Genomic DNA, 24,091 nt, shown 5'->3' on the forward strand with positions numbered 1-24,091 from the left:
GAATAAGCTGTTTCTTCTGGGCTATTCTGCTGGTCAAGACAGTCTTTTAGTATTAGGCATTGCTTTTCAAGTGTTCCTCTAAAAACATTTTTTGATAATCCGGCCATCTTAAAACGGCAGCTAAATAGTCCTTAAAGGAACAATTCACTGGGCTATCCGTTTTGCGATAAACATGATTCATGAGCATCTCCAGCCTGGCGGTGACCATAAAATAATTGGGGTCGCCTGGCAATAAGACGGGGATATCTGTTATTTTCACCTTATGTCCAATACCATTTTTGAACTCCAGGTTTTTAAAAAGCAAAATATCAATCCTCATTTTCCACCGATTATTATTATTATACACAAAAAAAGAAAAAAATGTATTTCTTTTGCAAAAAATAACTTTTCACTTACCTGTTTCCCGATAATAATGGCTGCCGGCAGTTGGCCCGGTTACCCTCCCATACTGGACTAATAGTCAAGTGAGTTCATGTGAACACTAAACCGGGATTATTAAGAAGTTTGAGTATTGTTCTTCATCCCCGATAGATTAATCATTCAATCCCTTGCCATCAAGAATTTGCTGTATATTTTTTTCAATCCGTGACTGGCGGGTTTTGGATTGTTTGGGATTGGAGAAATAAAGAATATAGGCTCTTTGCCGGCCAGGAGTCAATTGTTCAAAGGCGGTTTTCAAAGCCGGGATTTCACTGAATGTAGTTTTTAGTTCATCCGGTATTATTTCAGTATTCTTTTTAACCACTTCCAATCCGGCTTTTTCCACTTCAATGGCATCCCTTATATAGTCTTTCAAAATGATCTCCATTTTGGCTATTTCTTGAACATCACTGAAACGGATCTGGCGCGCTGCCTGTACATTTTCCGTTTGCTGAACTAAAATCCCGTGCGCATCCTGCAGCAAGGCGCCTTTGTGAAACAGAAGTGCACAATATTCTTTGAAACCATGTATTAACACTATATTTTTTCCCCCGTAAGTGTAACAAGGATGTTTCCATTTATATTCTTCACTTAATCCGCAATCAAGAACGATTTTTCTCATTGCCTCATATTCTGCCTTCCACTTTTTTGCTTTACTTAAAAACTCATCAACCTGAGGATTTATCATGCCATTTCCCATTATGCAGCACCTCTCTCCCATACTTCGCTGGCTTGTGTTTTAAAAAGGCTCTTTTCTTAAAGATTGTTGTTTTTTTAATGTTCTGTGAGGCGATTCCATTGTTTAGTCAGGTTGTGGAGCGTAAGGTGCGAGACTCCTGCTTAGATGTGCGGAACAGGTGAGACTCCGCAGGCTCAAGGGAGTCTCACCGCCCGTCCCGTGGATAGCGAGCATCCTGGAGCGGGAATCAACCACCTTGTTCCATAAGCAACAAAGTTTGAAAGGCTATAATTGAATATTCGCCAAACATGAAGCAATTTCCTTGCAGCTTTTAAAGATTACTTGAAACAGTAAGGGCAGAAAGCCTACTCTGATTTCCAATAATGAAAATGGTGCAAAGCCGCGCTTTGGTGTTAAGTTAACTAGAAATGCAGACGCTCCTGCCGGCCATAAACACACCTCTAATACTATTGTCTTTCTTAATTAAGAGCTTTTTACAAACTGCATTTTTTCGGTAAGCGTCAAGCTGGTATCAGCTTTGCAGAAGGGAATAGTACGGGCTGCCGGGGGAATACATTGAAAGCAAACAGGCAAAAAAGGAGGGCTGCAAAAAGTGAAAATACATGTTGTGCAGGAAGGCGATACGTTATGGCACATTTCACAGCAATACCGTGTGAGTGCAAGCAAAATTGCAGAAGTAAATGCGCTTGAATATCCGGATAAGCTGTTAATTGGCATGGCACTGCTTATTCCAGAACGATATCTTACCTACAAAGTTATGCCAGGAAACACCCTTTATGGTATTGCAGATTATTTCAGCACTACACCCCAGGAAATTCTGCAAATCAACTCACTGTCATCTTTATCAAAGGTTTATCCCGGCCAGAAGCTTAGCATACCGGCAGTTTTTCACAGGGTGAAAAAAGCTGATTCTATCCACAAAATAGCAGGTATGTATGGAACAAGCGTAAAATCGCTTTTGCAGGCCAACAAACTTTCAAGCTCTTCTGTGCTATCAGAAGGTCAAATCATCAAAATTCCACGAAAACCCAAACCCCGGATCGAGGTGAATGCATTTACAAATAGGTATGGCCAAGCCGGCGCAAGGGACGTGAGAGAAGCTGCATACGATTTGACATTTGTTTGCCCGTTTGCCTATCTGATGCGAAGAGATGGGAGCCTCGGGCCGCTTGATGATGTTCCTACTGTTGAGGCTGCACTGTCAAATGGGGTTGTCCCGGTCATGTCCATCACAAATTTTTCTTCTTCTGAAGCAGGTACCGAGCTGGCGCATGCCATCTTATCTGATATGCAATTAACGGAAAAGCTTTTAGTAAATATTCTTGCTGTGATGAAAAAGAAAGGCTACAGGGGTTTGAATATTGATTTCGAAAATACCGCGGCTAAAGACCGGGATTTCTATAATCGTTTTCTCAAGCTTGCTGCTGATAAATTGCATCAGGAAGGCTACTTTGTCAGTTCTTCACTCGCCCCGAAGACCAGCTCGGAACAAAAGGGGCCTTTAGTTGAAGCACATGATTATGCTGCACATGGGAAAATTCTCGATTTTACCGTGCTCATGACCTATGAATGGGGGTACCGAAAAGGGCCTCCGCAGGCCATATCACCGCTGGATCAAATGAAGCGTGTATTGGATTATGCCGTAACAGTCATGCCCGGAAAAAAGATATTAATGGGATTTCAGCTTTATGCCAGAGACTGGCTTATTCCCCATAAAGAAGGACAGGAGGCCGAAACATTTGATATGCAGGAAGCAATCCGCAGGGCCGTAAAATATAATGCAGCAATAAAGTATAATCCAGTCGCCCAATCTCCCTATTTCAACTACCAGGACAGCTCTGGCAGGAGCCATGAAGTCTGGTTTGAAGATGCAAGAAGTGCCAAAGCAAAGTTCGATCTGGTAAAAACCTATGGATTAAGGGGAGTCAGCTATTGGGTACTAGGCTATCCTTTTCCGCAAAACTGGGCATTATTATCAGATACCTTCATTATTGAAAAACGCTGAATGTCTATAAGGGGAAGAAAGCAAAATCGAGTAGAGGGAAAATAAGTCATTTATTTTCGCCCCTCTCACAACACCGTACGTACGGATCGCGTATACGGCGTTTCAATTTATATCACAGTGTGTACTTTTAGAAAATGTTCTAAAGCAGAGGGGACTCCCCTCTGCTTTAGTCTTTTGTTTGAGATTGCTCTTTGGACGACTTTTGATAATCCTATGAATCGGTAACCTTTTCGACAGTAGGTTAATCCTTTCGCTTCTTCCTCCGGAATCCCTAGTTGAATAAGCGATTTGATTTGTTTCTTCGTTACTTTCCATTGTTTCCAGATGATGACCCTAATTCTGGAGCGAAGCTTTTGGTCTATTCGTTTAGTCACCTTTTTCATATTTGCCACTCTGAAGTAGTTTACCCATCCAAGTATCACTTGTTTTAGTTTCAATATTCGGTAGTCTAGTGGAACACTCCAGCTCCGTTTTGTCAGTAGTCGAAGCTTCCTTTGAAACTTCTGTACCGAACTTAGATGAGGTTTCACTTGATATCTCTTGTTTTTAATGTCGTAATAATACCCAAATCCTAAGAATTTTAATTCTTTTGGACGTGAGATTCTACTCTTCTCTACGTTGACTATAAGACCTAATTTCTCTTCTATAAATCTCACGATTGAGTTCATTACTCGGTTCGCTGCTTTTTCACTTTTCACAAAGATAAGGGCATCATCTGCGTACCTCACGAACCTTAGTCCTCTTATCTCTAGTTCCTTATCAAGTTCATTTAACATAATATTACTCAATAGTGGACTGAGGTTTCCTCCTTGCGGAGTACCGACAGGTGTGTCTTCATATTTTCCATTCACCATGACTCCACTGACTAAGTATTTTCTGATTAACGAGATGACATCTCCGTCTTTTATTGTGTTGGATATAATTCGCATGAGTTTATCGTGATGGACGGTATCGAAGAATCTTTCAAGGTCAATGTCGACTACCCAATCATGACTATCATTCAAAAATTCCAGGCTTTTAATAATCGCCATTTCACAACTTCTTTTTGGTCTGAAACCGTAACTGAATTCGCTGAACTGTTCTTCAAATATCGGACTGAGAACTTGATGAATGGCTTGTTGAACGACTCTGTCCACTACTGTTGGTATTCCCAATTTGCGCATCTTTCCGTTTTCTTTTGGGATTTCCACTCTTAAGGCAGCTTGTGGTTGGTATTTTCTTGTTCTGATGCGCTGACGCAGTTCATCCTTTTTCTCTTTCAGATATTGCTTTAGTTCGTCGACTGTCACTCCATCGATCCCACTTGTACCTTTATTTTTATAGACACGTAAGTAGGCTTCATTCATATTTTGATTACTTAGAATTTGTTCTAAAAGTTCCACACTCGTTTCTCCTTCCCTCTCACGTAGTGAGTGCTAACTCCCTTTTAGTTATCTTTTGAGATACGCTCATATTTTCACCATTAACACATTCGGAGTTTTCGTCACTCACGCATTCGTGGTGTTGAAACACTATAAATTGTTCAGCCCTTCATGAGTGTACTCATTACTATGGCTTCTGCTGACTTCTTGCGGCTAACCTTTTTCGACTGTACTTCTGTACATCCGCAAGACCTCCCAGGGTAAGACAACTATCTTTCCTCTTTTGCTCGCCTGATTTACCCTACAAAGTTACGCACATCTTTTGGACTTTAACTTGTTTGGGAGTCTCGTCCCTTTATAGAGCCTTAGTATCAGGTTTCTGTTCGTCGAGTCAAGATTTTATTCCACGCTTCCTCCAGCCCTTACCTCACGATAAGTACCTTGCGCTTCCTTAGTGGTTGGTCGATGTGTACCCCCACAGTGGACTTTCACCACCTAGATAGTTGCCATGCCTGGCACACCAAAAAAAGCATGAGGAGATTTCCTTCATGCTTTGAGGTTTGCTGACAGTGTGTTAAGCAAGCCCTGTTAATTTTTCTGTTATTTCCTGCTCAAAACCTTCTTCCAGCTCTTTAGACATAGTCCTGCATTTCACTTCAATGATTGACAGGTCGTCCTTTACCCTGACATGTGCCAGTTCCTCTTCATAGGAAAAATCAAACAAGACAAACCCCTTTTCTTCCTTAATATTTTTCGCAAAATCTACATGAGTCACTACGGTTTCTGCTGTGATATTCATTTGTTAGATATCTCCCTCACATGATGTTTTATTTATATTCCCTATTTCAGCCGGGGAAAAACACGTTAAATTCAATAGCAGACCCTATTACACTGAATTTTTTATATGCACTGTAAATCTTGTTTGTCGATAATTCCTTATTTTCAAGTCCTGACCGCAGACAGGTGACGTTGCCAAATCCCGTTTTCTATAAACACGATTGTACGAAGACGAGCTTTAAGCCTTAGAGGATTTTTCCATAAAAAAAAGAGGTGCTTTAAAAAAGCCCCCTCTCATGTCTTTAATGGTTTTGCAGACTAAATTCCTGCATGGCTTCCCTTTTTTGTTTCCGCTTGAAGACAATCTTAGAAAGCGAGATGCTGATTTCATATAAAAACAGCAAAGGAAGTGTCACAATGAAGTCTGACATAAAATCCGGCGGTGTAATCACCACAGCGATGATAACTAACACAAAATAAGCATATTTCCTCAGTTTTTGCAGCACAAATGGATTAATGATCCCTATTGACGTCAAAAACATGGTGACCACCGGAAGCTCAAATAAAACCCCAAATGGAAGGGTCATATTCAGAACAAAACGGAAGTACCTTTCTGCTGTGAAAGCAGCGGTGAACATATCTCCCCCTATGTTGAGGAGAAATTTAAAAACCATTGGCAGAATGATGAAATACCCGAAAGCGAGGCCACCAGCAAAAAGAAGAAAAAGGGCCGGAATATATGCTAATGTTGCCCTGAGTTCATTCGGCATAAGTGCAGGCTTCACAAATAGCCATATTTGAAAGGCCAGCACTGGAATGGTTCCAGCTATTGCGATAACTGCCGCAAGAGTGAAGTATATCCAAATAATATCGCTTGGCCCCAGTACGAGCAGTTTCATATGAAGATCCCGGATAAACCACTTATAGATATCTTCCACATAAATGAAAGCCAATATAAAAAAAACAAAAAAAGCAGCAACAGAGATAATGAGCCTTTTTCTCAGTTCCTCCAGGTGTTCAATGATGTGTAAATCCTGGTCTGCCAAAGTTCATCACGCCTTCTCTATTGAATTCAAGTTTCGAATAAAACCAAGGCCCTGATGAGCCCTTACTGCTAAAAAGGTGCAAGATGGCCACATCCCGCACCTATTTTAACCTTCATAGACATGCAGTAATCCCCCTGCAAAATAAGTGAATATTTGCGGTAAAAACACGGGGCCCTTCAATTAACCATCAGCTGGGAGTAAGAACTCCTGCAGCTGGCAGTTTCACTTTATTTCATGATATTTTTCTTTTCTTCGATTTCCTCTTTGCTGTCACTAGTCAATTCACGTGCAGAGTTCTTGAATTCCTTTAGTGTTTGTCCCGCAGCACGGCCGATTTCCGGCAGCTTCTTCGGTCCAAATACAATTAGTGCTAATATAAGAATAATAAATAGGCCCGGCAAGCCAATATTTGAAAGCATAAACACATCTCCTTTGATGTTAAAGCCTCTTATAGGCTTTGCATAATTTCCTCATACTCGTAATTGCGAACGTTAAAAAAATCTTAACTACCTATTCATTTTAACTCAATACACCCTTGTCTTCCATATAAAATTAAAATTTCGGAATAATTAGACCATATTTTAGATTAAAAGGTGAAATAGATTGCTGTCTTTATTCACTTCCACAAAAGGAAATGCCTTTTTCTTCATCCTCTGAATCAGCCCTTCGTAATCATGCCGGCTTTTAAGCTCTACACCCACAAGAGCAGGTCCGCTTTCCTTATTATTTTTCTTTGTATACTCAAATCTGGAAATATCATCATCCGGCCCGAGAACTTCATCAAGGAATTCCCTCAATGCCCCTGCCCTTTGCGGGAAATTCACAATAAAATAATAAAGCAGGCCCTCATACAGCAAAGATTTTTCTTTAATTTCCTGCATCCTGCCTATATCGTTATTGCCTCCGCTGATGACACAGACGACTGTTTTTCCTTTTATCTGCTCTCTGCAGAAATCGAGAGCAGCAACAGGCAAAGCTCCGGCAGGCTCTGCGATGATGGCATGCTCGTTGTACAGTTCCAGGATGGCCGTGCACACTTTCCCTTCCGGAACCTTCAGGATATCAGCGACATTTTCCCTGCATATCTCAAAGGTCTTCCGGCCCACGCACTTCACTGCAGCACCATCAACAAATGTATCAATTTCCGCTAATTCTCTTACTTCTTCCTGTTCAAAAGAAAACTTCATTGAGGCCGCACCTGCAGGCTCTGCCCCCATGCATTTTGTCTCTGGTGAAAGAGCGGAAAAGTATGAAGATAACCCTGCCATCAGGCCCCCTCCGCCTATACTTGCAAAAAGATAATCAATTTTTTCTTCGCAATCGTTTAATATCTCAACGGCAGCAGTTCCCTGTCCTGCAATGACCCATTCATCGTCAAAGGGATGAATAAAGCTTCTTTCTTCTTTATCCGCACAAAGCTTTGCTTCGGCAAATGCATCATCAAATGTGTCGCCAGAAAGAATAATTTGTATTTTATCCCGGCCAAAAAGTTCAACCTGCTTTACTTTTTGCCTTGGGGTGGTGGCAGGCATGAAAATTTTTCCGTGTATACCAAGCTGGCTGCAGGAAAAAGCAACTCCTTGAGCATGGTTGCCTGCACTTGCACAGACTACTCCGTTTTTCGTTTCTTCTTTCCGGAGGCTTTTCATTTTGTAGTAGGCTCCCCTAAGCTTAAAAGAGCGCACATGCTGAATATTTCACGTTTCAAATAAAGGCTGCATTCATATTTCTCTGACAGTCTTTCACTTTTTTGCAGCGGGGTATGTACCACAACCTCTTTTAATTCTTTGTTTGCTATAAGTATTTCTTCAATTCCTATCCGTTTTTTTAAGGATGCTGTCCCGGCCATCATATCCCTGCTTTCCTTTTAATATAATTTTTAAATTATAACACTTCAACGCGATAAATCAATTGATTTTTCTAAAAATTCAAATATTTTTACATATCACTCTTTGCTTCAAATATATCTCTTTAAGAATCTATGATGCTGATTTATATTATTTCTATTTTAAAAAAGGAATGGAAATTCGCACTCATTCTTCACTCTCGTAAGGCAAAAGATAAAAACCCGTACTTAATGGTACCGACCCCCGAAAGTTAGAGTGAAAAAATCTAACTTTCGGGGGTGTTTTTATGGCTAAATATAGTGAAGAATTTAAAATAAAGCTTGTCACCGAGTATTTAGATGGAAATCTTGGCTATAAATCATTGGCAAAAAAATATAATTTGGGCAGCCAGACACCAATCGTGGAATGGGTAAAAGCCTATAAGTCTCAGGGGCTGGAAGGATTAAAACGAAGAAAGACGAAGAAGGAGTATTCTGTTCAATTTAAATTAGATACGATACAATTTATGTTACGTACAGGTGCTTCTTATTTAGAAACTGCTGTTCAATTCAATTTGAACCACCCTTCCTTGACTAGACGCTGGATGAAAACATTTCAAGAACAGGGAGTAGAAGGCCTGAAACTAAAATCAAAGGGGCGGCCTTCTATGTCTAAGAAACCCAATAATCAGAAGAAAAAAGAAGAAAAAAAGGGAACACGAGAAGAAGAGTTAGAACGTGAGAATGAACTACTAAGACTGGAGAATGCGTATCTAAAAAAGCTAAAAGCTTTTCGCGAGAATCCGAACGCCTTTCACGAAAAGCACAAACTAAGATGGCATTCGAACTTAAAGAAGAAGGATTTCGATTAAAAGATATTCTCTTTGTTGTAGGAATTCCAGAAGCAACTTATCACTATCATGTGAAAAGTTTTGGTAAAGAAGGCCCGGATATAAAATTAAAAGAACTCATTGCACACCTATTTAAAAAGTTTTATGAACGCTACGGTTATAAACGTATTTCTACGGAATTAAAGAAACTAGGACACCTTGTCAATCATAAAAAAGTCTATCGTATTATGCGGGAGCTAGGATTAAAATGTGTGAAATTCATGCGAAAATCTCGTACTTATAATTCCTATAAGGGGACGATTGGAAAGGTAGCGAAAAATCGATTATCTCGCCGTTTTAGCACACCTGTCCCTCTCCAAAAATTAGTCACCGATATTACAGAATTCAAATGTCTGGGCGGAAGAAATTATATGTAAATCCGATTCTTGACCTTTATAACGGAGAAATTGTTGCGTTTGAAATGGGGAAACGTCCAACGTTAGATCTTGTCATGAAACCTTTGAAAGAAACATTAGAGGTACTAAAGAATCATGCGACCTATCGCACCACGATCCATTCCGATCAAGGCTGGCACTATCAACACAACAAATGGGTGAGGACGTTAAAAGAGAATAAAATATTTCAGAGTATGTCACGTAAAGCAACCTGCGCAGACAACGCTTCGATGGAGAATTTCTTTGGCATTTTAAAGCAAGAAATGTATTATGGGGAAAAGCAAGTAAGTTATGAAGAATTAAAAAGTGGAATAGAAGAATATATCCACTGGTATAACAATGAACGATCAAAAACAAAATTAGCTGGATTGAGTCCAGTCGAATACCGAACTCAATCTAGCCAATCAGCTGCATAATAAAACTCTAACTTTTGGGGGTAACCACCAATCCGAAATATGGAATAAATACGGGTTTTTATAATAGGCTCTTTTATTAAAATTGTTGTTTTTAATGTTTTTCGTGAGGCAAACTCATTGTTAAATGCTTATTGGAGTGTAGGTGCGCGCATGTTCGGCCCACAGCCTGTCCCGCCTAAAAAGAGAATCCTGGAGCGTAAAACAGCCACCTGTTCCATAGCAGCAAAGCTTAAGAAAACAGTTTTATAAAAAGGTCTGCCGAGAGTTCAAAAAATAGTGATATTCATCGAACGCTTTCCTAATCAGAAAATTTTAAAAGATTCAGCTTTATTTTTTCTCATAAACAGCAAAGTCGAATGGATATTTGTTCTTTTCATCCTGTTCGCCTGGAGTCAATGATATTCTCGTCCACTTCTCTTCTGCTACTTCCGGGAAAAAAACATCGCCTTCAAAGGCATGGTGAATGTGGGTGATATACAGCCGATTTGAAATAGGCAGCATCTCCTTGAATATCTCGGCTCCCCCTATTACAAAAATTTCACTGTCCTCTCTTTCTGCCATTTTCTTCAGTTCAAGTATGTTATGGTAAACTTCGGCTCCTTCTGCCTCGAAAGATTTATTTTTCGTAAGAATGATATTCTTTCGGCCGGGCAGGAGTCTACCTATTGAATCAAAGGTTTTCCTGCCCATAATTACAGAATGGCCAGTGGTCATTTTTTTAAAGTACTGAAGATATGCCGGCAGGTGCCAGGGAAGTTTATTATCCTTTCCAATCACCCTATTTTCGTCCATCGCAAGCATCAATGAAATCATACACTGACCGCTCCTTTTATATGAGGATGCGCTTCATAATTTTCCAGCTCGAAGTCTTCATAAGAAAAACCGAAAATATCCTTTACTTCGGGATTCAATTTCATTATCGGCAGGGCTTTGGGTTCGCGGGAAAGCTGCAATTTCACCTGCTCCACATGATTGGAGTAAATATGTACATCACCAAATGTATGCACAAATTCTCCTGGCTTCAAGCCGCATACCTGGGCAATCATTAAAGTCAGGAGTGCATATGACGCAATATTAAACGGCACCCCAAGGAACACGTCTGCTGAACGCTGATAAAGCTGGCAGGAAAGTTTTCCTTCCGACACATAAAATTGAAAAAGTGCGTGGCACGGAGGAAGTGCCATCTTACTTATTTCCCCGGGATTCCATGCGCTGACAATCAGGCGCCTTGAATCAGGATCTTTTTTAATCATTTCAATAACTTCTGTGATTTGATCAATACTGCTTCCATCAGCAGCACTCCATGAACGCCATTGATGTCCATATACCGGTCCAAGTTCCCCATTTTCGTCCGCCCACTCATTCCAGATGCGGACACCATTATCCTGAAGATATTTTACATTTGTATCTCCTTTTAAAAACCAAAGAAGCTCATGGATGATGGCCTTCAGGCTTAACTTTTTTGTAGTAAGCAGCGGAAATCCATCCTGCAAATCAAATCTCATCTGATATCCAAATGTGCTGATGGTTCCGGTTCCTGTTCTGTCGCTTTTTATTGTGCCGTTGTCTAATACGTGTTTGCATAAATCAAGATATTGTTTCATTGTGACCAGCCTTTCATGGAATCTCATTATCATTCTAACACATGAATGTCTTATTTCCGGTATTCTCTTATAGGAAGTAACCATTTTCGTTTTTCTACATAATTTATTATTAATCTGATTCCTATGTTGTACATTAATTATCAGTTCTGCAGCGTCTGAAGAAAATCATGTTTGATGTATATACAGCACACTGATTCATCCTCTTTCATGACAAACTGCGCTTTTTAACGAATGACTTATTCAAAACTACAAGGTGATAGATATGAGAACTTACAGCAAAAAAGCAATTCTGCAAAGCAAGCCAGAAATCACAGAAGAAGTGATTGAAATCATGAATCTTGAAATATTCGTGTATCTTGATTTAATATTTTTTTCCATTTTCCTTGGTTTTATCCTCATGCCGCTTGTTCACTCTGTTTCCTTATCTGTTATGATTCCAGTCCTCTTTTTCCTATTATTTTTGGGCATATTCCGCTTATTTTTCAGGCAAAGGAGCAGGAATGTGTGACATTTGAGCATGCACAAGTCGCTCATGATCATAAGAAAGGCTGTTTTCGTAAACTTTGCTGCCATGGAACAAGTGGCTGATTTCATAATGAGATCGCCTCACAGAACTCATAAAAACAACAATCTTTAAGAATAGAGCCTAAGAAAAAAAGCTGACGCAGCCGCCAGCTCTTTTTCTTGTCCATATTTTTATTGTTCTTTCAGATTCTTGCTTTTGCGGAAATGCAGGATGAAAGTCAAGCCAAATGTAATGACGATCAGCAAGAAGAAAATTGTTGATGATATTTCGATATGGAAGACTGATAGAAACATTTTAATGGAAATAATGGCAATCAGCACATATGCGGCTGTTTCCAGTTCTGGAATTCTATCAATCAGATTCAGGAATACTCCTGCCACTCCCCGCATCATCAGAACGCCGATCATTCCGCCCAGAAGAAGGACCCAGACTTTGTTGCTGACCCCAAAGGCTGCCAGTACACTATCAACGGAAAATGCGATATCCATCAGTTCAACCGCTACGACAGTACCCCAGAGAGTCCCGAACATACGGATAAGCAAGCTCTCTTTTGACATGCCCTTCACTTCATCCTCTTCAGAATCGCCTTTGCGTTTATCAAGGAAGTATTTAATGGAAAGCCACGCAAGATAAGCTGCGCCCAGAACTTTGATCCACCAGAGCTTGATAAGGAAAATTCCAAGCCCAATGGCTACAAATCGAAACGCGTATGCACCAAGCAAACCATAGAATAATGCTTTTTTGCGCTTGTTTTTTGGCAGATGGCGGACCATTACCGCGAGCACAAGGGCATTATCGGCTGATAAAAGTCCCTCAAGTATAATTAATGTCCCGATCAAACCCCAACTTACCGGATCTGTCAGTATTTTACCCCACATTTCCCAATCAAAGAATTGTGCATAGGTATCCAAGATATGATTCAGCATTACAGGATGTTCCTCCTAAAAATTTTAATATGAGTTGTATATGAAGACAATGGAAAAGGAACCTGCGGCCGAAGGTTCCAAATACCAGATTATATTATACTAGTGTACGCTTTTCCAAAATTTTTTTCAATAAAAATCCCTGTTTCCGTCTCACGAAAGCATACCTTGTGATGACCATTTTGGCGGTGTGTTTTTATCCCAGTAAATCCTGCCCAAATCATGGTGGGCAGCAAATTGATCATGATAGGTGTGATAATGGAAATTAAACCAATAGCCTTCTTGAGGAGGATTTTCCTGCCTGACATGAAATCTCATAATATCTTCCCCATTGTTTTCATTATAAATATTAAAGATTTTTTCTCCGCGCCCTGAAGCAGGATTTTCTGAAATGGCGAGCTGCTGCAGTTCATGCTCTTGATGGCTGGAAGCCATTACGGCAATGGCTTCTTCCATTTTCGGAAGAATTACAGCTTTGAATTCAGCTTGAATTCTCGGTTTTATTTTGCCGCCGAATTTACAATACGCATTCTCTTCTCCCTTGCAGACAATATACTGGATGAAATCATTTTGGCTGAATAATTCCTCTTCTATGTTTTTATTGACGTTCTGGACGGAGGCACCGTATCTGGCTGAATTGGCTTCCTGTAAATCCTTTTCCGGATGCTTGGCAGAATCTGCTTCACCAAGCCAGTTAAAATCAGATGGCGTAACAAGCCCAAATGTCAGGGCTGAAACTAAAACAATCAGACTTTTTTTGAACCATTTAGCACCTTTCATGACATATCTCCTTACTCATCAGTATCAGTGTCAAACATTCAAGAATCCTTAACAGCCCAGTGGCTGTCTTTTATAATTCCAGTATACTTTGGTTCAGGAGATATTACGAATATTAATTTCAGCATTTTACCAGATACCCAGTTTTGCAGATGCCCCCGCGGCTCCATCCCCCCTTTTTCTTAATCCCCGCTATTTTCCAGTCAGCTTCAGGTTTTAAATTCATCAAAAAAGGATATTGATTGTTTTAAAGGCCTCTTTAAAGCCTCAGGCACTATTTTATTTAAAACCACATAGAAGGACAAGCGCGCGGATATACTTAATGAATAGATTTTTCCAAGGAGGGGCTTCAATGGAATGGTCAGCTGTATTTATGATTCTAAGCATATTGATGTTAATGTATTTCATTTACCTCGAAATTGCCGATTGACTATAAATAAAATATCAGCTATTTTCATGTGCCTTGCCTAAAACTTTGGCAGGGTTTTCTTTTTTAGCTCTTTCTGTTCCATTTAGTAATATTCTGCAGCAAAAATAATTGAGGGGGATCACATATGACAGAAAACAGCAAGGCCTACATGGGCCGTTCTAAATATCACTCGTATGAAAGAGAAACATCAGAAGGAAATGCAGGGATGGTTGTTACTGCCCATCCAATCGCGACGGATATCGGCAAACAAATTCTAAAAGAAGGGGGAAATGCAGTAGATGCTGCTATAGCTATCCAGTTTGCATTAAACATTGTAGAACCGATGATGACTGGCATTGGCGGCAGCGGGTTTATGATGGTATACAATAAGGAAGAAGATGCAGTGAAAATTTTTGACGGGCATGTGCGGGCCCCGAAAGCGGCTCATCCTGACATGTTTTTAGATGAAAACGGAGAAGTGATTCCATTTAAGAAGAGATCGACCGCTGCCACTGCAGTAGGCATACCAGGCATTTTGAAGGCCATGGAAGAAGCGCGCCTGAAATATGGATCCATGCCTCTTGCAGATTTGATTGAGCCTTCCATTGAATTTTGTGAAAAGGGAGTGGCGGTCAATTGGGTGTTCACGGAGGCACTTGAAAACTTTAATTATCGTCTTGGAGATGAAGCGCAGAAATTGTTCATACCGGATGGCAAAAAGCTGCAAGAAGGAGAAATCCTGAAAAAAGAGCATTTGGCACATACCTACCGGATTCTGCAGCGTGAAGGAATTTCAGCTTTTTATGAGGGGGAAATCGGCGAAGCAATCATTTCTGCCATTAAGGAATTAGGCGGTTTTATGGAACTGTCGGATTTAAAGGATTATAAAATCACTGTTGATGAGCCTATGCGGGCAACTTATAAAGGCTATGAAATTGTTTCCTCCTTCGCCCCAAGTGCTGGCGGATCAACAGTCCTGCAAATTCTTAAAATACTTGAAGATTTTCATATTGAGCAATATGGCCCTCGTTCATGGGAAAAGTATTATCTGATTGCCGAAGCCATGAGACTCGCTTTTACAGATAAAAAAGCGTTCCTTGCCGACCCGGAATTTGCAGAGCTGCCGCTGAAAGGTCTTTTTGACGAAAAATACCTGAAAGAACGTAAAGCATTCATTAATTTTAAAGAACGCAATAATGAAATTGATTTCGGCAATCCATGGGTGTATGACCAGGTACCGAAAAGGGAAGTTGTAAGACAGCCGGAGCTGGATGAATTGAGTGAAACAACCCATTTTACGGTCGCAGACCGGTGGGGAAACATTGTTGCCTGTACATCAACAGTCGAGCATCCTTTCGGCTCTGGTGTTATGGTGCCGAAATACGGGTTTATGCTGAATAACGAGCTGACCGATTTCGATTCCATGCCTGGAGGAATGAATCAGGCTGAGCCGGGAAAACGCCCGGTAAGCTGTAAAAGCCCGACTATTATTTTCAAGGATAAAAAGCCTGTACTTACGCTTGGTTCTCCTGGCGGGCCAACCATCATCAGCTCTGTATCCCAAACAATACTGAATGTCCTTGATTTCAACATGGACCTGAAATCCGCCATTGAAGAGCCGCGTATTTTTACACCGATGGGCCCGCATATTGAGTGGGAAGCAGGCATGGATATGATTAGCAAGGGACATCTCGAAGGAATGGGATTTGCCTTCAACGATGTTCCTCATCCTATAGGCAATGTTCAGGGCATAAGCTTCCGTGAAGGCAAAATGTTCGGGGCAGCTGATTCAAGCAGGGAAGGAAAAGCAAGCGGCCTGAACGAAGAAGATTATCTCAATTAATGCTCAAGAAACAGGAAAGAGGCAAAAATAATTTTTGCCTCTTTCTTTTTATTGGGTTCATTCCTTGATATCCATAAAGCCGAAATGAAATTTAGATGTTTTTCGTTGAACAGTTTGAAATCCAAATTCGTTAAATCGGCTGCTTTTATAATGGTCCTTTAAAACCACACGTTTTCTGGCGACCCTTTTTGCCTCCCAGACCGTTTCCCGGGTCAGGCCATGCCTGGATGCGAAAAAGGCTAACGCCTGTATGCCGCTGGACTCTTTAATGGCTACCTCAAACATTGGATCAAAATAAACAACATCATAGCTATTATCCGGAAGCGCCTCAAGCACCTTCAAATGCGGCGCTGTTTTAACCTCTATTCTCTTCATTGCTTGATCCATTTTTTCACTGCCCGTTTTCCACTCCGAAAGTCCCTTCTCTACAAGAAGTGACAGATAAGGATTTTCTTCAATGGCCGTTATACGGCCCTTAGCACCTGCAGCATAGCTTGCGACAATTGCATCTGAGCCAAGGCCCAGAGTGCAGTCGAGGACCTCACTTCCCTCAGCTATTCCGGCCGCAGCCAGATAAGCATCCTGTTCCCCTTTTTCCAGTCTCTTGATTCGAATCGATGCCAGATTCGGGTGAAAAAAGAATGGCTCCCTTTCGTTCAGCCTATAAAGTTCGTATCTTTCTTTACCAAGAACAAGACAGTCGCTACTTGTAATTTCCTGCAGTTTTCTGATAGATTGTTTATTTCTTGGCACATATGACAAGCCCATCTCCGCAGCAAATAACTTTGCCTGGGCTATGCTCTCTTCGTCTGTTCTTCCCGGGGTGGTCACAAACATAAAAATCTCCTCTAAAAAAGGGAATGCTGTGAGCATGCCCTTTTGGTTTGTTTTATTTTAAGCGGTCAAAAGATAAAATCAGGCTTTCCATGATTTCTTCCATCGGATGGCCTTCAATTTCGTGGCGCGGAATGAAGTGAAGCACTTCTTTTCCTTTCATTAAAGCCATGGACGGAGAAGATGGTTCAATGCCCTTAAAGTATTCACGCATTTTTTCTGTTGCTTCTTTATCTTGTCCTGCAAAGACAGTCACAAGCTTTTCAGGCTTGGTTTCTGCACGGAGTACAGCTTGGGTCGCAGCTGGACGCGCAAGCCCTGCGGCACAGCCGCAAACAGAATTAATGACAACAAGAGCCGTGCCTTCATTACTTTCCATAAAATTTTCGACTGCTTCATCTGTAGTTAACTCTTCAAACCCTGCCTGAACAAGCTCGGCACGCATCGGCTTGACCATTTGTTTCATATATTCTTCATATGCCATAGACATTATGATAACCCCCTGTAGTTAAATGATTTCTTTTAGCATACTATATTCACGATAAGATATGCAAAACCTGTGCTCCATGCCAGATTAGTCTCCATCCAAAAACATGATTTCAATTAAAAAAATGGAACGGGAGATTCAAACATTCCCGTTCCATTTTTTTCTCACTTTGTCATAGCTGGCGCTTTTATTTCTTCGTCTTCAAATAAGTCTGTTACAGCGCCTTTTGAAGCAGATGAAACCAGTCTGGCGTACTTGGCAAGTGTCCCTTTTTTCACAAGCGGCGGAGCCTGCCATTGCAATTTTCTTTCCTGCAGTTCATCGTCTGATACATGCACCTTCAGCACCTGGGAGTTTGTATCAATTGTGATGACATCACCTGTTTTGATCAAGGCAATTGGCCCTCCAACCTGTGCTTCTGGTGCAATATGCCCGATGACAAGCCCATGTGTGCCTCCTGAGAAGCGGCCATCCGTCAGAAGTGCGACAGATTCTCCAAGGCCTTTGCCCACAAGCATTCCTGAGATAGAAAGCATTTCAGGCATTCCCGGCCCGCCTTTTGGACCCTCATACCGAATGACCAAAACGTCCCCTGCTTCTATTTCTCCATTCAATATCGCTTCTGTCGCACTAGGTTCATCATTATATACTTTAGCTGCCCCTGTCATTTCCCGTACCTTTAGGCCTGAAACCTTTGCTACTGCACCATCCGGGGCTAGATTCCCCTTCAGGATGACCAAAGGCCCTTCTTTGCTTAACGGCTTGTCAACAGGAAAAATGATTGTTTGCCCTTCTTCAAAATCAGGCCATTCCTCAAGATTTTCCGCGACAGTTTTACCAGTAACGGTCAGGCACTCCCCGTGAAGCAGGCCTGCTTTTAATAAATGCTTCATCAAAGCAGGGATACCGCCAATTTCATGAAGATCCTGCATCACGTATTTGCCGCTTGGCCTTAAGTCAGCTATGTGCGGCACCTTTTTCTGCATAGCATTAAAATCTTCAAGTGATAAATTGACTCCCGCTGAGTTGGCTATAGCCATAAGGTGCAGGACTGCATTTGTTGATCCTCCCAGAGCCATTACGACCGCTATGGCATTTTCAAATGCTTCTTTAGTCAAAATATCCCTTGGATAGATGTCTTCCTCAAGCAAATGGTAAACAGCCTGTCCCGCCTTATAACAATCTTCGTGCTTCTCGGCCGTTTCAGCTGGATTTGATGAACTGCCCGGAAGGCTCATCCCAAGCGCCTCAATCGCACTCGCCATCGTATTAGCTGTGTACATGCCGCCGCAGGATCCCGAACCCGGGCATGCATTGCATTCAATTTTATGGAGGCCTTCTTCATCCAGTTTGCCTGCATTGTACGCCCCTACTCCTTCAAAAGCAGAAACGATATCAATATTTTTACCATCCAATTTTCCTGGCTGAATGGTTCCCCCATAAACAAAAACAGAAGGAAGATTAATTCTTGCTATGGCCATCATGCAGCCTGGAATATTTTTATCGCATCCTCCGATCGCCACATACCCGTCAAGGCTTTCCCCTTCAACTACCGTTTCAATGGAATCTGCAATCAAGTCTCTGCTCGGAAGCGAGTACCTCATGCCTTCGGTTCCCATTGAGATGCCATCAGATACGGTAATTGTATTAAAAATCATTGGCGCTCCGCCTGCATCCCCCGCTCCTTGCTTCGCTTTTCTGGCTAGCTCATCAATATGTATATTGCAGGGTGTCACCTCGCTCCATGTGCTGGCGATCCCAATCATCGGTTTCTTGAAATCTTCATCCGTAAAACCTACAGCCCGAAGCATGGCCCGGTTTGGAACCCGTGTTGGCCCCCCTTCGCTGATTACTTTACTTTTAATCCTCAAATCTTTTTTCATGTTTTGTCCCTCCAGTTGTTTTCTTTTCAATATAGAGAACTTTTCTGATAATTTCAATAATTTATTCAATATTTTTCTCTATTATTTTTTTGAAAGGGTTTACATATTAAGACAAGCTAAAGTAATCCTATCTGCTGGTTTACTCTTCTAATTTGTTGCACACACTTACGGCGGAACCAGCACCTTTTTCCATTTTAAAATTCTCCAAATAACTTTTGCAGAGCATAATAAAACTGCAGCTCAATTGTCCGGATGCCTGACAATTGAGCTGCAGTTCAAAATTTCTATAGTACTGGCTTATTTTCTCCGTTCTGCCTGGATTCTGTCATTTGCTTCCAGACTGAACCTTTTGCTTCTTCGCCATTCTCAATCCTGCTGATAGCCATCTTAACCTGCATGGCCACCTCAAATTCAGGATCATTTTCCGCTTCTTTAAGGGCAGGCAATATCCGCTCATCACCGGACTCATACAAAAACATCGCTGCTCTCCATCTCACAAGCTTGCTTTTATCCTTGAGTGCATGTGCCATTTGATCCATAGCATCGTCGAATCCTAAATCTGATAAGCAGTCACCCGCCGTCCTTCTTACTGCAGCACTTTTATCCCTAAGCCCTTTATACAGGCCCGGCAGCACGGCACGATCTTCAATCATGCCCAAATAAACAACTGCAAGCCTGCGGATCGATACTTTATCGTCATCAAGCGCTTTTTCGAGCAGCGGGATATCTTCAGTGGAGGGGCTGGCCATCTGTTCCAGCACCTGATATCTTTTTTCCCAATTTTCGCAAGCAAGTACCTCTTCGGTTAGCTTTGCCTGAGGTCTTTTTGCCAAAATCTCCTTACCCTTTTTGCTTGCTTGTGCATTATTCGCAAGCTGCTCCAGGCGTTCCTTTGGGTAGGCAGCCATGATTTCTTCACTTACTTCAGCGCCGATTGCGTCCATATCACCATAACGCACTCCGTACTCTTTCCACTTTCTCAGCATAACGACATTGTCGTCCGACTTTTGGGCTCTCGCCACTGCATCGGAAAAAATCGCAGGAAGCCCAAACCGTTTTTCCTGTTCTCCGTCATTCAATTTTATCTGCATGGGAATTCCTTTGAATTGCTGTATTGAAACAGCCACTTCACCATAATGATCAAGAATGGTGCTGCCAGAGGATTCTGAGGATGTATCTTCCCCGAATGTCTGGCGGACTTTAATTAAAATATCCTTCCAATCATATTTGGCATTCCTTTCAACAGCAAGGAAATCAGCCACATGGTAGACACCTTTGATACCCTCAATGTTTAAAATGTCCTGAATCAGCATGGGTGCATGTTCTGCCTGGTCTTTTTTGTAATTATTGCTTCGGCCTGCCGGCAGTTCCTCTGTGAGGATGATTTTCATGGTATTTGGGCTTGGCGTAGGTTCTATATTTTTTATATTCAAATGACACACTCCTTTATATCTAATAAAACTTGCCTGATTACTTCATTTTAATTATAAAGCTTCCCGGACAAGTATCCGTTAGGTTCAATTAATCATTTTTATGCTGTTTAATCTTCCAGCTTTTCAGCTAAGTATTCCCAGCGCTCCAGCATGTGCTCCAGTTTTTCATTCAGCTCTGTTTCTTCAATTAGAAGCAGCCTGACTTTTTCAAATTCACTTCCGGCCGCTGCCATTTCAGCTGAGATCGCTTTTAGGCGCTCTTCAGCTTCTTCCATTTTCCCCTCAATTTCTTCCCATTCCTTGCTTTCCTGATAGGTATGCTTTTTCTTTTTCTTCTCTGTACGCGGCTGCGGGGATGCAGCCTGACTTTTAACTTCAAGTGGTGAAGTCTCTTCTTTTTCCTCCAGAAACTCAGAATATCTTCCATAATAAAAATCAACTTTCCCTAAGTCTTTAAAAACAAGAAGCTGCTGGCAGGTTTTATCAAGAAAATACCTATCATGCGATACAGTTATCACAACTCCAGAGAAATGCTCCAAGTAATCTTCCAGAATGGTCAGTGTCTGAGTGTCAAGGTCATTGGTCGGCTCATCAAGCAGCAGTACATTCGGCGCTGACATCAGGATTTTAAGCAGATACAGCCGGCGCCTTTCTCCTCCGGAAAGCTTCCTGATAGGAGTGCCATGCGTGCCCATCGGAAATAAAAACCGCTCAAGCATGGAAGCAGCCGATATAATGCTTCCATCCTTTAATGTGATGCTTTCTGCCGTTTCCCGGATATATTCGACCATTCTCATGTTTTCGTCCATATCAGAATTTTCCTGGGTATAATAACCGATCTTTACTGTTTGCCCTTTTTCGAGTTCACCGGAATCAATATCCGTGCGTCCTCCAAGAATATTTAACAAAGTCGATTTCCCAGTGCCGTTTCTTCCTACAATTCCGATTCGGTCGCCCGGCTTAAATAAGAATGAAAAATCTTTTAGGATGATTTTATCAGAGTAGTCCTTTGAGACATTGATCAGCTCCAGAACCTTTTTCCCCAGTCTGCTGCCGCTCAATTCTATTTCGAGGCTTGCGGTTGTTGATTTATCCCTGACTTTCTCCTCCAGGTCATCAAACCGCTGAATCCTTGCTTTTTGCTTTGTAGACCGCGCCTTTGCCCCTCTTCTGATCCAAGCCAATTCCTTCTTGAAAAGACTCTCTTTTTTAGACCGGTCAGCCGCTTCATTTTCTTCGCGAATGGCTTTTGCTTCTAGAAAATCAGCATAGTTTCCTTTGTATTCAAAAAGGCTGCCCTGGGCAATTTCCCAAATTTTGCTTGATACATGGTCCAGAAAATACCTGTCATGGGTAACAAAGATTACGGAACGGGAATATTTAGCCGTATACTCTTCCAGCCACTTAATGCTTTCATAATCCAGATGGTTTGTCGGTTCATCCAGAATCAGAAGATCCGGAGTCTCAATAAGGGCTTTTGCAAGGGCAGCCCGTTTTTTTTGTCCTCCAGACAAAACAGAAATACTTTTTGAAAAATCCGGAAGACCAAGTTTTGTCAAAATGGTTTTAGCATTGGCACTGGTTTCCCAGGCATTAAGCTCATCCATTTGCTGCTGGTGTTTTAAAAGCTTTTCCTGGATATCCTGATTTTCAGGATTTTCCTGAAGAAGCAGCAGCGTTTTTTCATATTGTTTAATTGCAGTAAATACAGGCGTATTACTTTCATATAGATATTCCATGATCGTCAGGCTATCGTCAAAATCAGGATCCTGGGGCAGGTACGAAATTGTATAATCATTTGGATGATCCTTTGTGCCTTCATCAATATCTTCCATTCCGGCAATGATATTCAAAAGAGTGGACTTTCCTGTTCCGTTTATGCCAAGAATCCCAATTTTATCTCCTTCGGTTATTGAAAAGGAAATATCTTTAAATAGTGTTTTTTCTCCATGCGTTTTGGTCAGGTTCTCCATGCTGAAAACTTTCATAAGCTTACATCCCATTCTTTATAAAATTGCTTTAAAAAGCTCTCCATATAGTCATGGCGCTCTTTTGCTATTACTTTTGCAGTATCTGTATTAAGCTTGCTTGCCAGGGTCAGCAGTTTTTCATGAAAATGATTAATGGACGAGCTTTTGCCGCTGCGGTATTCTTCTTTCGACCACATTTCCCTGACTGCAATGGAAGGATCATACATTGGCTGCCCTTTTGCCCCTCCATATGCAAATGTCCTGGCTATGCCTATTGCCCCTATCGCATCAAGCCGGTCTCCATCTTGTACGATCATTGCTTCAATGGAGGGAAGTGTGTCTTTTTTGGCACTGAAAGATATGGATGAAATAATTTCTTCCACCTTCTGTATGGTATCTCCGTCAAGTTGAGCTTGGGCAAACCAGCTGCGGAGCTTCTTCCATCCAATTTCTTCAGTATCATTTAATTTCCCATCCGGGATATCGTGCAGTAGTGCACCAAGTTCAATAATGGTTTTGTTTCCTTTTGCCTCTTTGCCGGCAATAAAAAGAGATAGCTTTCTGACCCTGTCGATATGGTGCCAGTCATGTCCGCTTTTGTCTTCACCCAGCTGCTCTTTCACGAACGCCTCTGCTGATTTTATATAATAATTTTCCATGGTATTCTCCTCTATTCAGATCCCTTCCATTTTACCATGGTTATCATGTTTTTTCAGGTAAAGAGGACAGGTCCATACGTGAATTCCTGACGATTGCACATGCTGATTCAGCATTCCGCTCATATACAGGACGGAATTATTCCTTTTAAAGGTTTGGAAAGTACCTGGGTGTTTTTTTATGACTCCCGTAAGACGAACCCCTTGTTAAATCGGGTTGTGCAGCATAAAGTGCGGGATTAGCGGGACAGCTGAGATTACGGAGGCGCATCTGAGTCCGCCAGCATCCTGGAGCGGAAATCAGCTACCTTGTTCAGTAACAGCACAGTATACGAAAACAGCCATATAAAAAAAAGCCTCTGGATATGCAGCTCCAGGAGACTTTTTGGCATTCCGTTTTATTTTTTGTTCTCCAGCAGCTTTTGGATATCGTTTTCTATTTCCATAGGCTTAGTGCTTGGTGAATAACGTTTTACAATGGTGCCGTCACTATCAATGAGGAACTTCGTGAAATTCCACTTAATGGCTTTGGAACCCATGACTCCTGGAGCATGATCTGTCAAATATTTGAAAAGAGGGTGAGCATTTTTCCCGTTCACATCAACTTTTGAAAACATGGGAAATGTTACACCATAGTTAAGCCGGCAAAATGAATCGATTTCAAGATTGTCGCCAGGCTCCTGTGCAAGAAACTGGTTGCACGGAAAACCCAAGACAGAAAACCGGTCATCACCGTGCCTTTTATATAATTCTTCCAGCTCTCCATATTGCGGTGTAAATCCGCATTTACTGGCTGTATTCACGATCAGGAGAACTTTACCTTCATACTCTTTCATTGATAACTGTTCACCATTAATTTTCTCTGCTTCAAATTCATAAATTGACATACTTGCTTCCCCCATTCGCATTAC

At 41.5% G+C, this 24,091-nt stretch carries 23 protein-coding genes and 1 pseudogene; 6 read left to right on the forward strand and 18 right to left on the reverse strand.

What is annotated here, in order from left to right; genetic code table 11:
• Positions 1 to 52: 52 nt before the first annotated feature.
• Positions 53 to 304: a DUF2535 family protein gene (locus tag ACN6MY_RS16190; protein ID WP_419881118.1), complete on the reverse strand. Its 252-nt coding sequence runs from the start codon at positions 302 to 304 to the stop codon at positions 53 to 55.
• A 228-nt stretch (positions 305 to 532) separates the two neighbouring features.
• Positions 533 to 1,120 carry a YdeI/OmpD-associated family protein gene (locus ACN6MY_RS16195; RefSeq protein WP_419881119.1) on the reverse strand — a complete coding sequence of 196 codons (588 nt, stop codon included), beginning with the start codon at positions 1,118 to 1,120 and terminating at the stop codon, positions 533 to 535.
• A 592-nt stretch (positions 1,121 to 1,712) separates the two neighbouring features.
• Between ACN6MY_RS16195 and ACN6MY_RS16200 the strand changes: the two genes are divergently transcribed.
• Positions 1,713 to 3,125 (forward strand): LysM peptidoglycan-binding domain-containing protein, encoded by a 1,413-nt coding sequence (locus ACN6MY_RS16200; protein WP_419881120.1) that lies wholly within the window; start codon positions 1,713 to 1,715, stop codon positions 3,123 to 3,125.
• A gap of 107 nt (positions 3,126 to 3,232) precedes the next feature.
• Here the strand turns inward: ACN6MY_RS16200 and ltrA are convergent, their stop codons facing one another.
• The 5 genes and pseudogenes from ltrA to ilvA all read right to left on the reverse strand — a co-directional run bounded on the left by ltrA (position 3,233) and on the right by ilvA (position 8,158).
• Positions 3,233 to 4,507 carry a group II intron reverse transcriptase/maturase gene (ltrA, locus tag ACN6MY_RS16205; RefSeq protein ID WP_419881121.1) on the reverse strand — a complete coding sequence of 425 codons (1,275 nt, stop codon included), beginning with the start codon at positions 4,505 to 4,507 and terminating at the stop codon, positions 3,233 to 3,235.
• Between the two features lie 553 nt (positions 4,508 to 5,060).
• Positions 5,061 to 5,285 (reverse strand): hypothetical protein, encoded by a 225-nt coding sequence (locus ACN6MY_RS16210; protein WP_419881122.1) that lies wholly within the window; start codon positions 5,283 to 5,285, stop codon positions 5,061 to 5,063.
• A 280-nt stretch (positions 5,286 to 5,565) separates the two neighbouring features.
• Positions 5,566 to 6,309 carry a twin-arginine translocase subunit TatC gene (gene tatC, locus ACN6MY_RS16215; protein ID WP_071351134.1) on the reverse strand — a complete coding sequence of 248 codons (744 nt, stop codon included), beginning with the start codon at positions 6,307 to 6,309 and terminating at the stop codon, positions 5,566 to 5,568.
• A gap of 227 nt (positions 6,310 to 6,536) precedes the next feature.
• A complete protein-coding gene (locus ACN6MY_RS16220; protein ID WP_090990344.1) occupies positions 6,537 to 6,728 on the reverse strand; it encodes a twin-arginine translocase TatA/TatE family subunit in 192 nt (63 codons plus the stop codon).
• 162 nt (positions 6,729 to 6,890) lie between these two features.
• Positions 6,891 to 8,158: pseudogene (ilvA, locus tag ACN6MY_RS16225) on the reverse strand (threonine ammonia-lyase IlvA).
• Positions 8,159 to 8,442: 284 nt separating this feature from the next.
• On the opposite strand from ilvA, the gene ACN6MY_RS16230 reads away from it, so the two are divergent.
• The 3 genes from ACN6MY_RS16230 to ACN6MY_RS16240 are packed head-to-tail and all read left to right on the forward strand — an operon-like array spanning position 8,443 to position 9,835.
• Complete coding sequence (locus ACN6MY_RS16230) at positions 8,443 to 9,006, forward strand: transposase (RefSeq protein ID WP_419881123.1); 564 nt, start codon at positions 8,443 to 8,445, stop codon at positions 9,004 to 9,006.
• Positions 8,970 to 9,401, forward strand: coding sequence for an IS3 family transposase (locus ACN6MY_RS16235; protein WP_419881124.1), 432 nt, complete (start codon positions 8,970 to 8,972; stop codon positions 9,399 to 9,401). The genes ACN6MY_RS16230 and ACN6MY_RS16235 overlap by 37 nt, the downstream gene beginning before the upstream one ends.
• Complete coding sequence (locus tag ACN6MY_RS16240; protein ID WP_419881125.1) at positions 9,374 to 9,835, forward strand: IS3 family transposase; 462 nt, start codon at positions 9,374 to 9,376, stop codon at positions 9,833 to 9,835. The genes ACN6MY_RS16235 and ACN6MY_RS16240 overlap by 28 nt, the downstream gene beginning before the upstream one ends.
• Positions 9,836 to 10,162: 327 nt before the next feature.
• On the opposite strand, the gene ACN6MY_RS16245 is transcribed toward ACN6MY_RS16240, so the two are convergent.
• The gene (locus ACN6MY_RS16245) at positions 10,163 to 10,648 is read right to left on the reverse strand and encodes a dihydrofolate reductase (protein WP_419881126.1); all 486 of its coding nucleotides are present in this window, start codon (positions 10,646 to 10,648) and stop codon (positions 10,163 to 10,165) included.
• Positions 10,645 to 11,439 (reverse strand): thymidylate synthase, encoded by a 795-nt coding sequence (locus tag ACN6MY_RS16250; RefSeq protein ID WP_419881127.1) that lies wholly within the window; start codon positions 11,437 to 11,439, stop codon positions 10,645 to 10,647. The genes ACN6MY_RS16245 and ACN6MY_RS16250 overlap by 4 nt, the downstream gene beginning before the upstream one ends.
• 262 nt (positions 11,440 to 11,701) lie before the next feature.
• On the opposite strand from ACN6MY_RS16250, the gene ACN6MY_RS16255 reads away from it, so the two are divergent.
• The gene (locus tag ACN6MY_RS16255; RefSeq protein WP_419881128.1) at positions 11,702 to 11,947 is read left to right on the forward strand and encodes a hypothetical protein; all 246 of its coding nucleotides are present in this window, start codon (positions 11,702 to 11,704) and stop codon (positions 11,945 to 11,947) included.
• A 188-nt stretch (positions 11,948 to 12,135) separates the two neighbouring features.
• Here the strand turns inward: ACN6MY_RS16255 and ACN6MY_RS16260 are convergent, their stop codons facing one another.
• Entirely contained in the window at positions 12,136 to 12,891 is a 756-nt protein-coding gene (locus ACN6MY_RS16260) for a TerC family protein (RefSeq protein WP_419881129.1), read from the reverse strand.
• Between the two features lie 150 nt (positions 12,892 to 13,041).
• Positions 13,042 to 13,668 carry a YpjP family protein gene (locus ACN6MY_RS16265; protein ID WP_419881130.1) on the reverse strand — a complete coding sequence of 209 codons (627 nt, stop codon included), beginning with the start codon at positions 13,666 to 13,668 and terminating at the stop codon, positions 13,042 to 13,044.
• Positions 13,669 to 14,219: 551 nt separating this feature from the next.
• Here ACN6MY_RS16265 and ggt point away from each other — a divergent pair.
• Positions 14,220 to 15,917 (forward strand): gamma-glutamyltransferase, encoded by a 1,698-nt coding sequence (gene ggt / locus ACN6MY_RS16270; RefSeq protein ID WP_419881131.1) that lies wholly within the window; start codon positions 14,220 to 14,222, stop codon positions 15,915 to 15,917.
• 57 nt (positions 15,918 to 15,974) lie between these two features.
• Here the strand turns inward: ggt and ACN6MY_RS16275 are convergent, their stop codons facing one another.
• From ACN6MY_RS16275 to ACN6MY_RS16305, 7 genes are all read right to left on the reverse strand, one after another.
• Entirely contained in the window at positions 15,975 to 16,754 is a 780-nt protein-coding gene (locus ACN6MY_RS16275) for a class I SAM-dependent methyltransferase (protein WP_419881132.1), read from the reverse strand.
• Between the two features lie 52 nt (positions 16,755 to 16,806).
• Entirely contained in the window at positions 16,807 to 17,241 is a 435-nt protein-coding gene (locus ACN6MY_RS16280) for a BrxA/BrxB family bacilliredoxin (RefSeq protein WP_419881133.1), read from the reverse strand.
• Positions 17,242 to 17,402: 161 nt separating this feature from the next.
• Positions 17,403 to 19,121, reverse strand: a complete 1,719-nt coding sequence (gene ilvD / locus ACN6MY_RS16285; RefSeq protein ID WP_419881134.1) for a dihydroxy-acid dehydratase — start codon at positions 19,119 to 19,121, stop codon at positions 17,403 to 17,405.
• A gap of 284 nt (positions 19,122 to 19,405) precedes the next feature.
• On the reverse strand, positions 19,406 to 20,554 hold the full coding sequence (locus tag ACN6MY_RS16290; RefSeq protein WP_419881135.1) for a conserved virulence factor C family protein: 1,149 nt from the start codon (positions 20,552 to 20,554) through the stop codon (positions 19,406 to 19,408).
• 107 nt (positions 20,555 to 20,661) lie between these two features.
• Positions 20,662 to 22,542, reverse strand: a complete 1,881-nt coding sequence (locus ACN6MY_RS16295; RefSeq protein ID WP_419881136.1) for an ABC-F family ATP-binding cassette domain-containing protein — start codon at positions 22,540 to 22,542, stop codon at positions 20,662 to 20,664.
• Positions 22,539 to 23,183, reverse strand: a complete 645-nt coding sequence (locus ACN6MY_RS16300; protein ID WP_419881137.1) for an HD domain-containing protein — start codon at positions 23,181 to 23,183, stop codon at positions 22,539 to 22,541. Before ACN6MY_RS16300 ends, ACN6MY_RS16295 begins: the two co-directional genes overlap by 4 nt.
• Positions 23,184 to 23,578: 395 nt before the next feature.
• Positions 23,579 to 24,067, reverse strand: a complete 489-nt coding sequence (locus ACN6MY_RS16305; RefSeq protein ID WP_419881138.1) for a glutathione peroxidase — start codon at positions 24,065 to 24,067, stop codon at positions 23,579 to 23,581.
• Between the last annotated feature and the right edge of the window lie 24 nt (positions 24,068 to 24,091).

The organism is Peribacillus sp. B-H-3 (assembly GCF_048572925.1).
GTDB lineage: Bacteria > Bacillota > Bacilli > Bacillales > DSM-1321 > Peribacillus.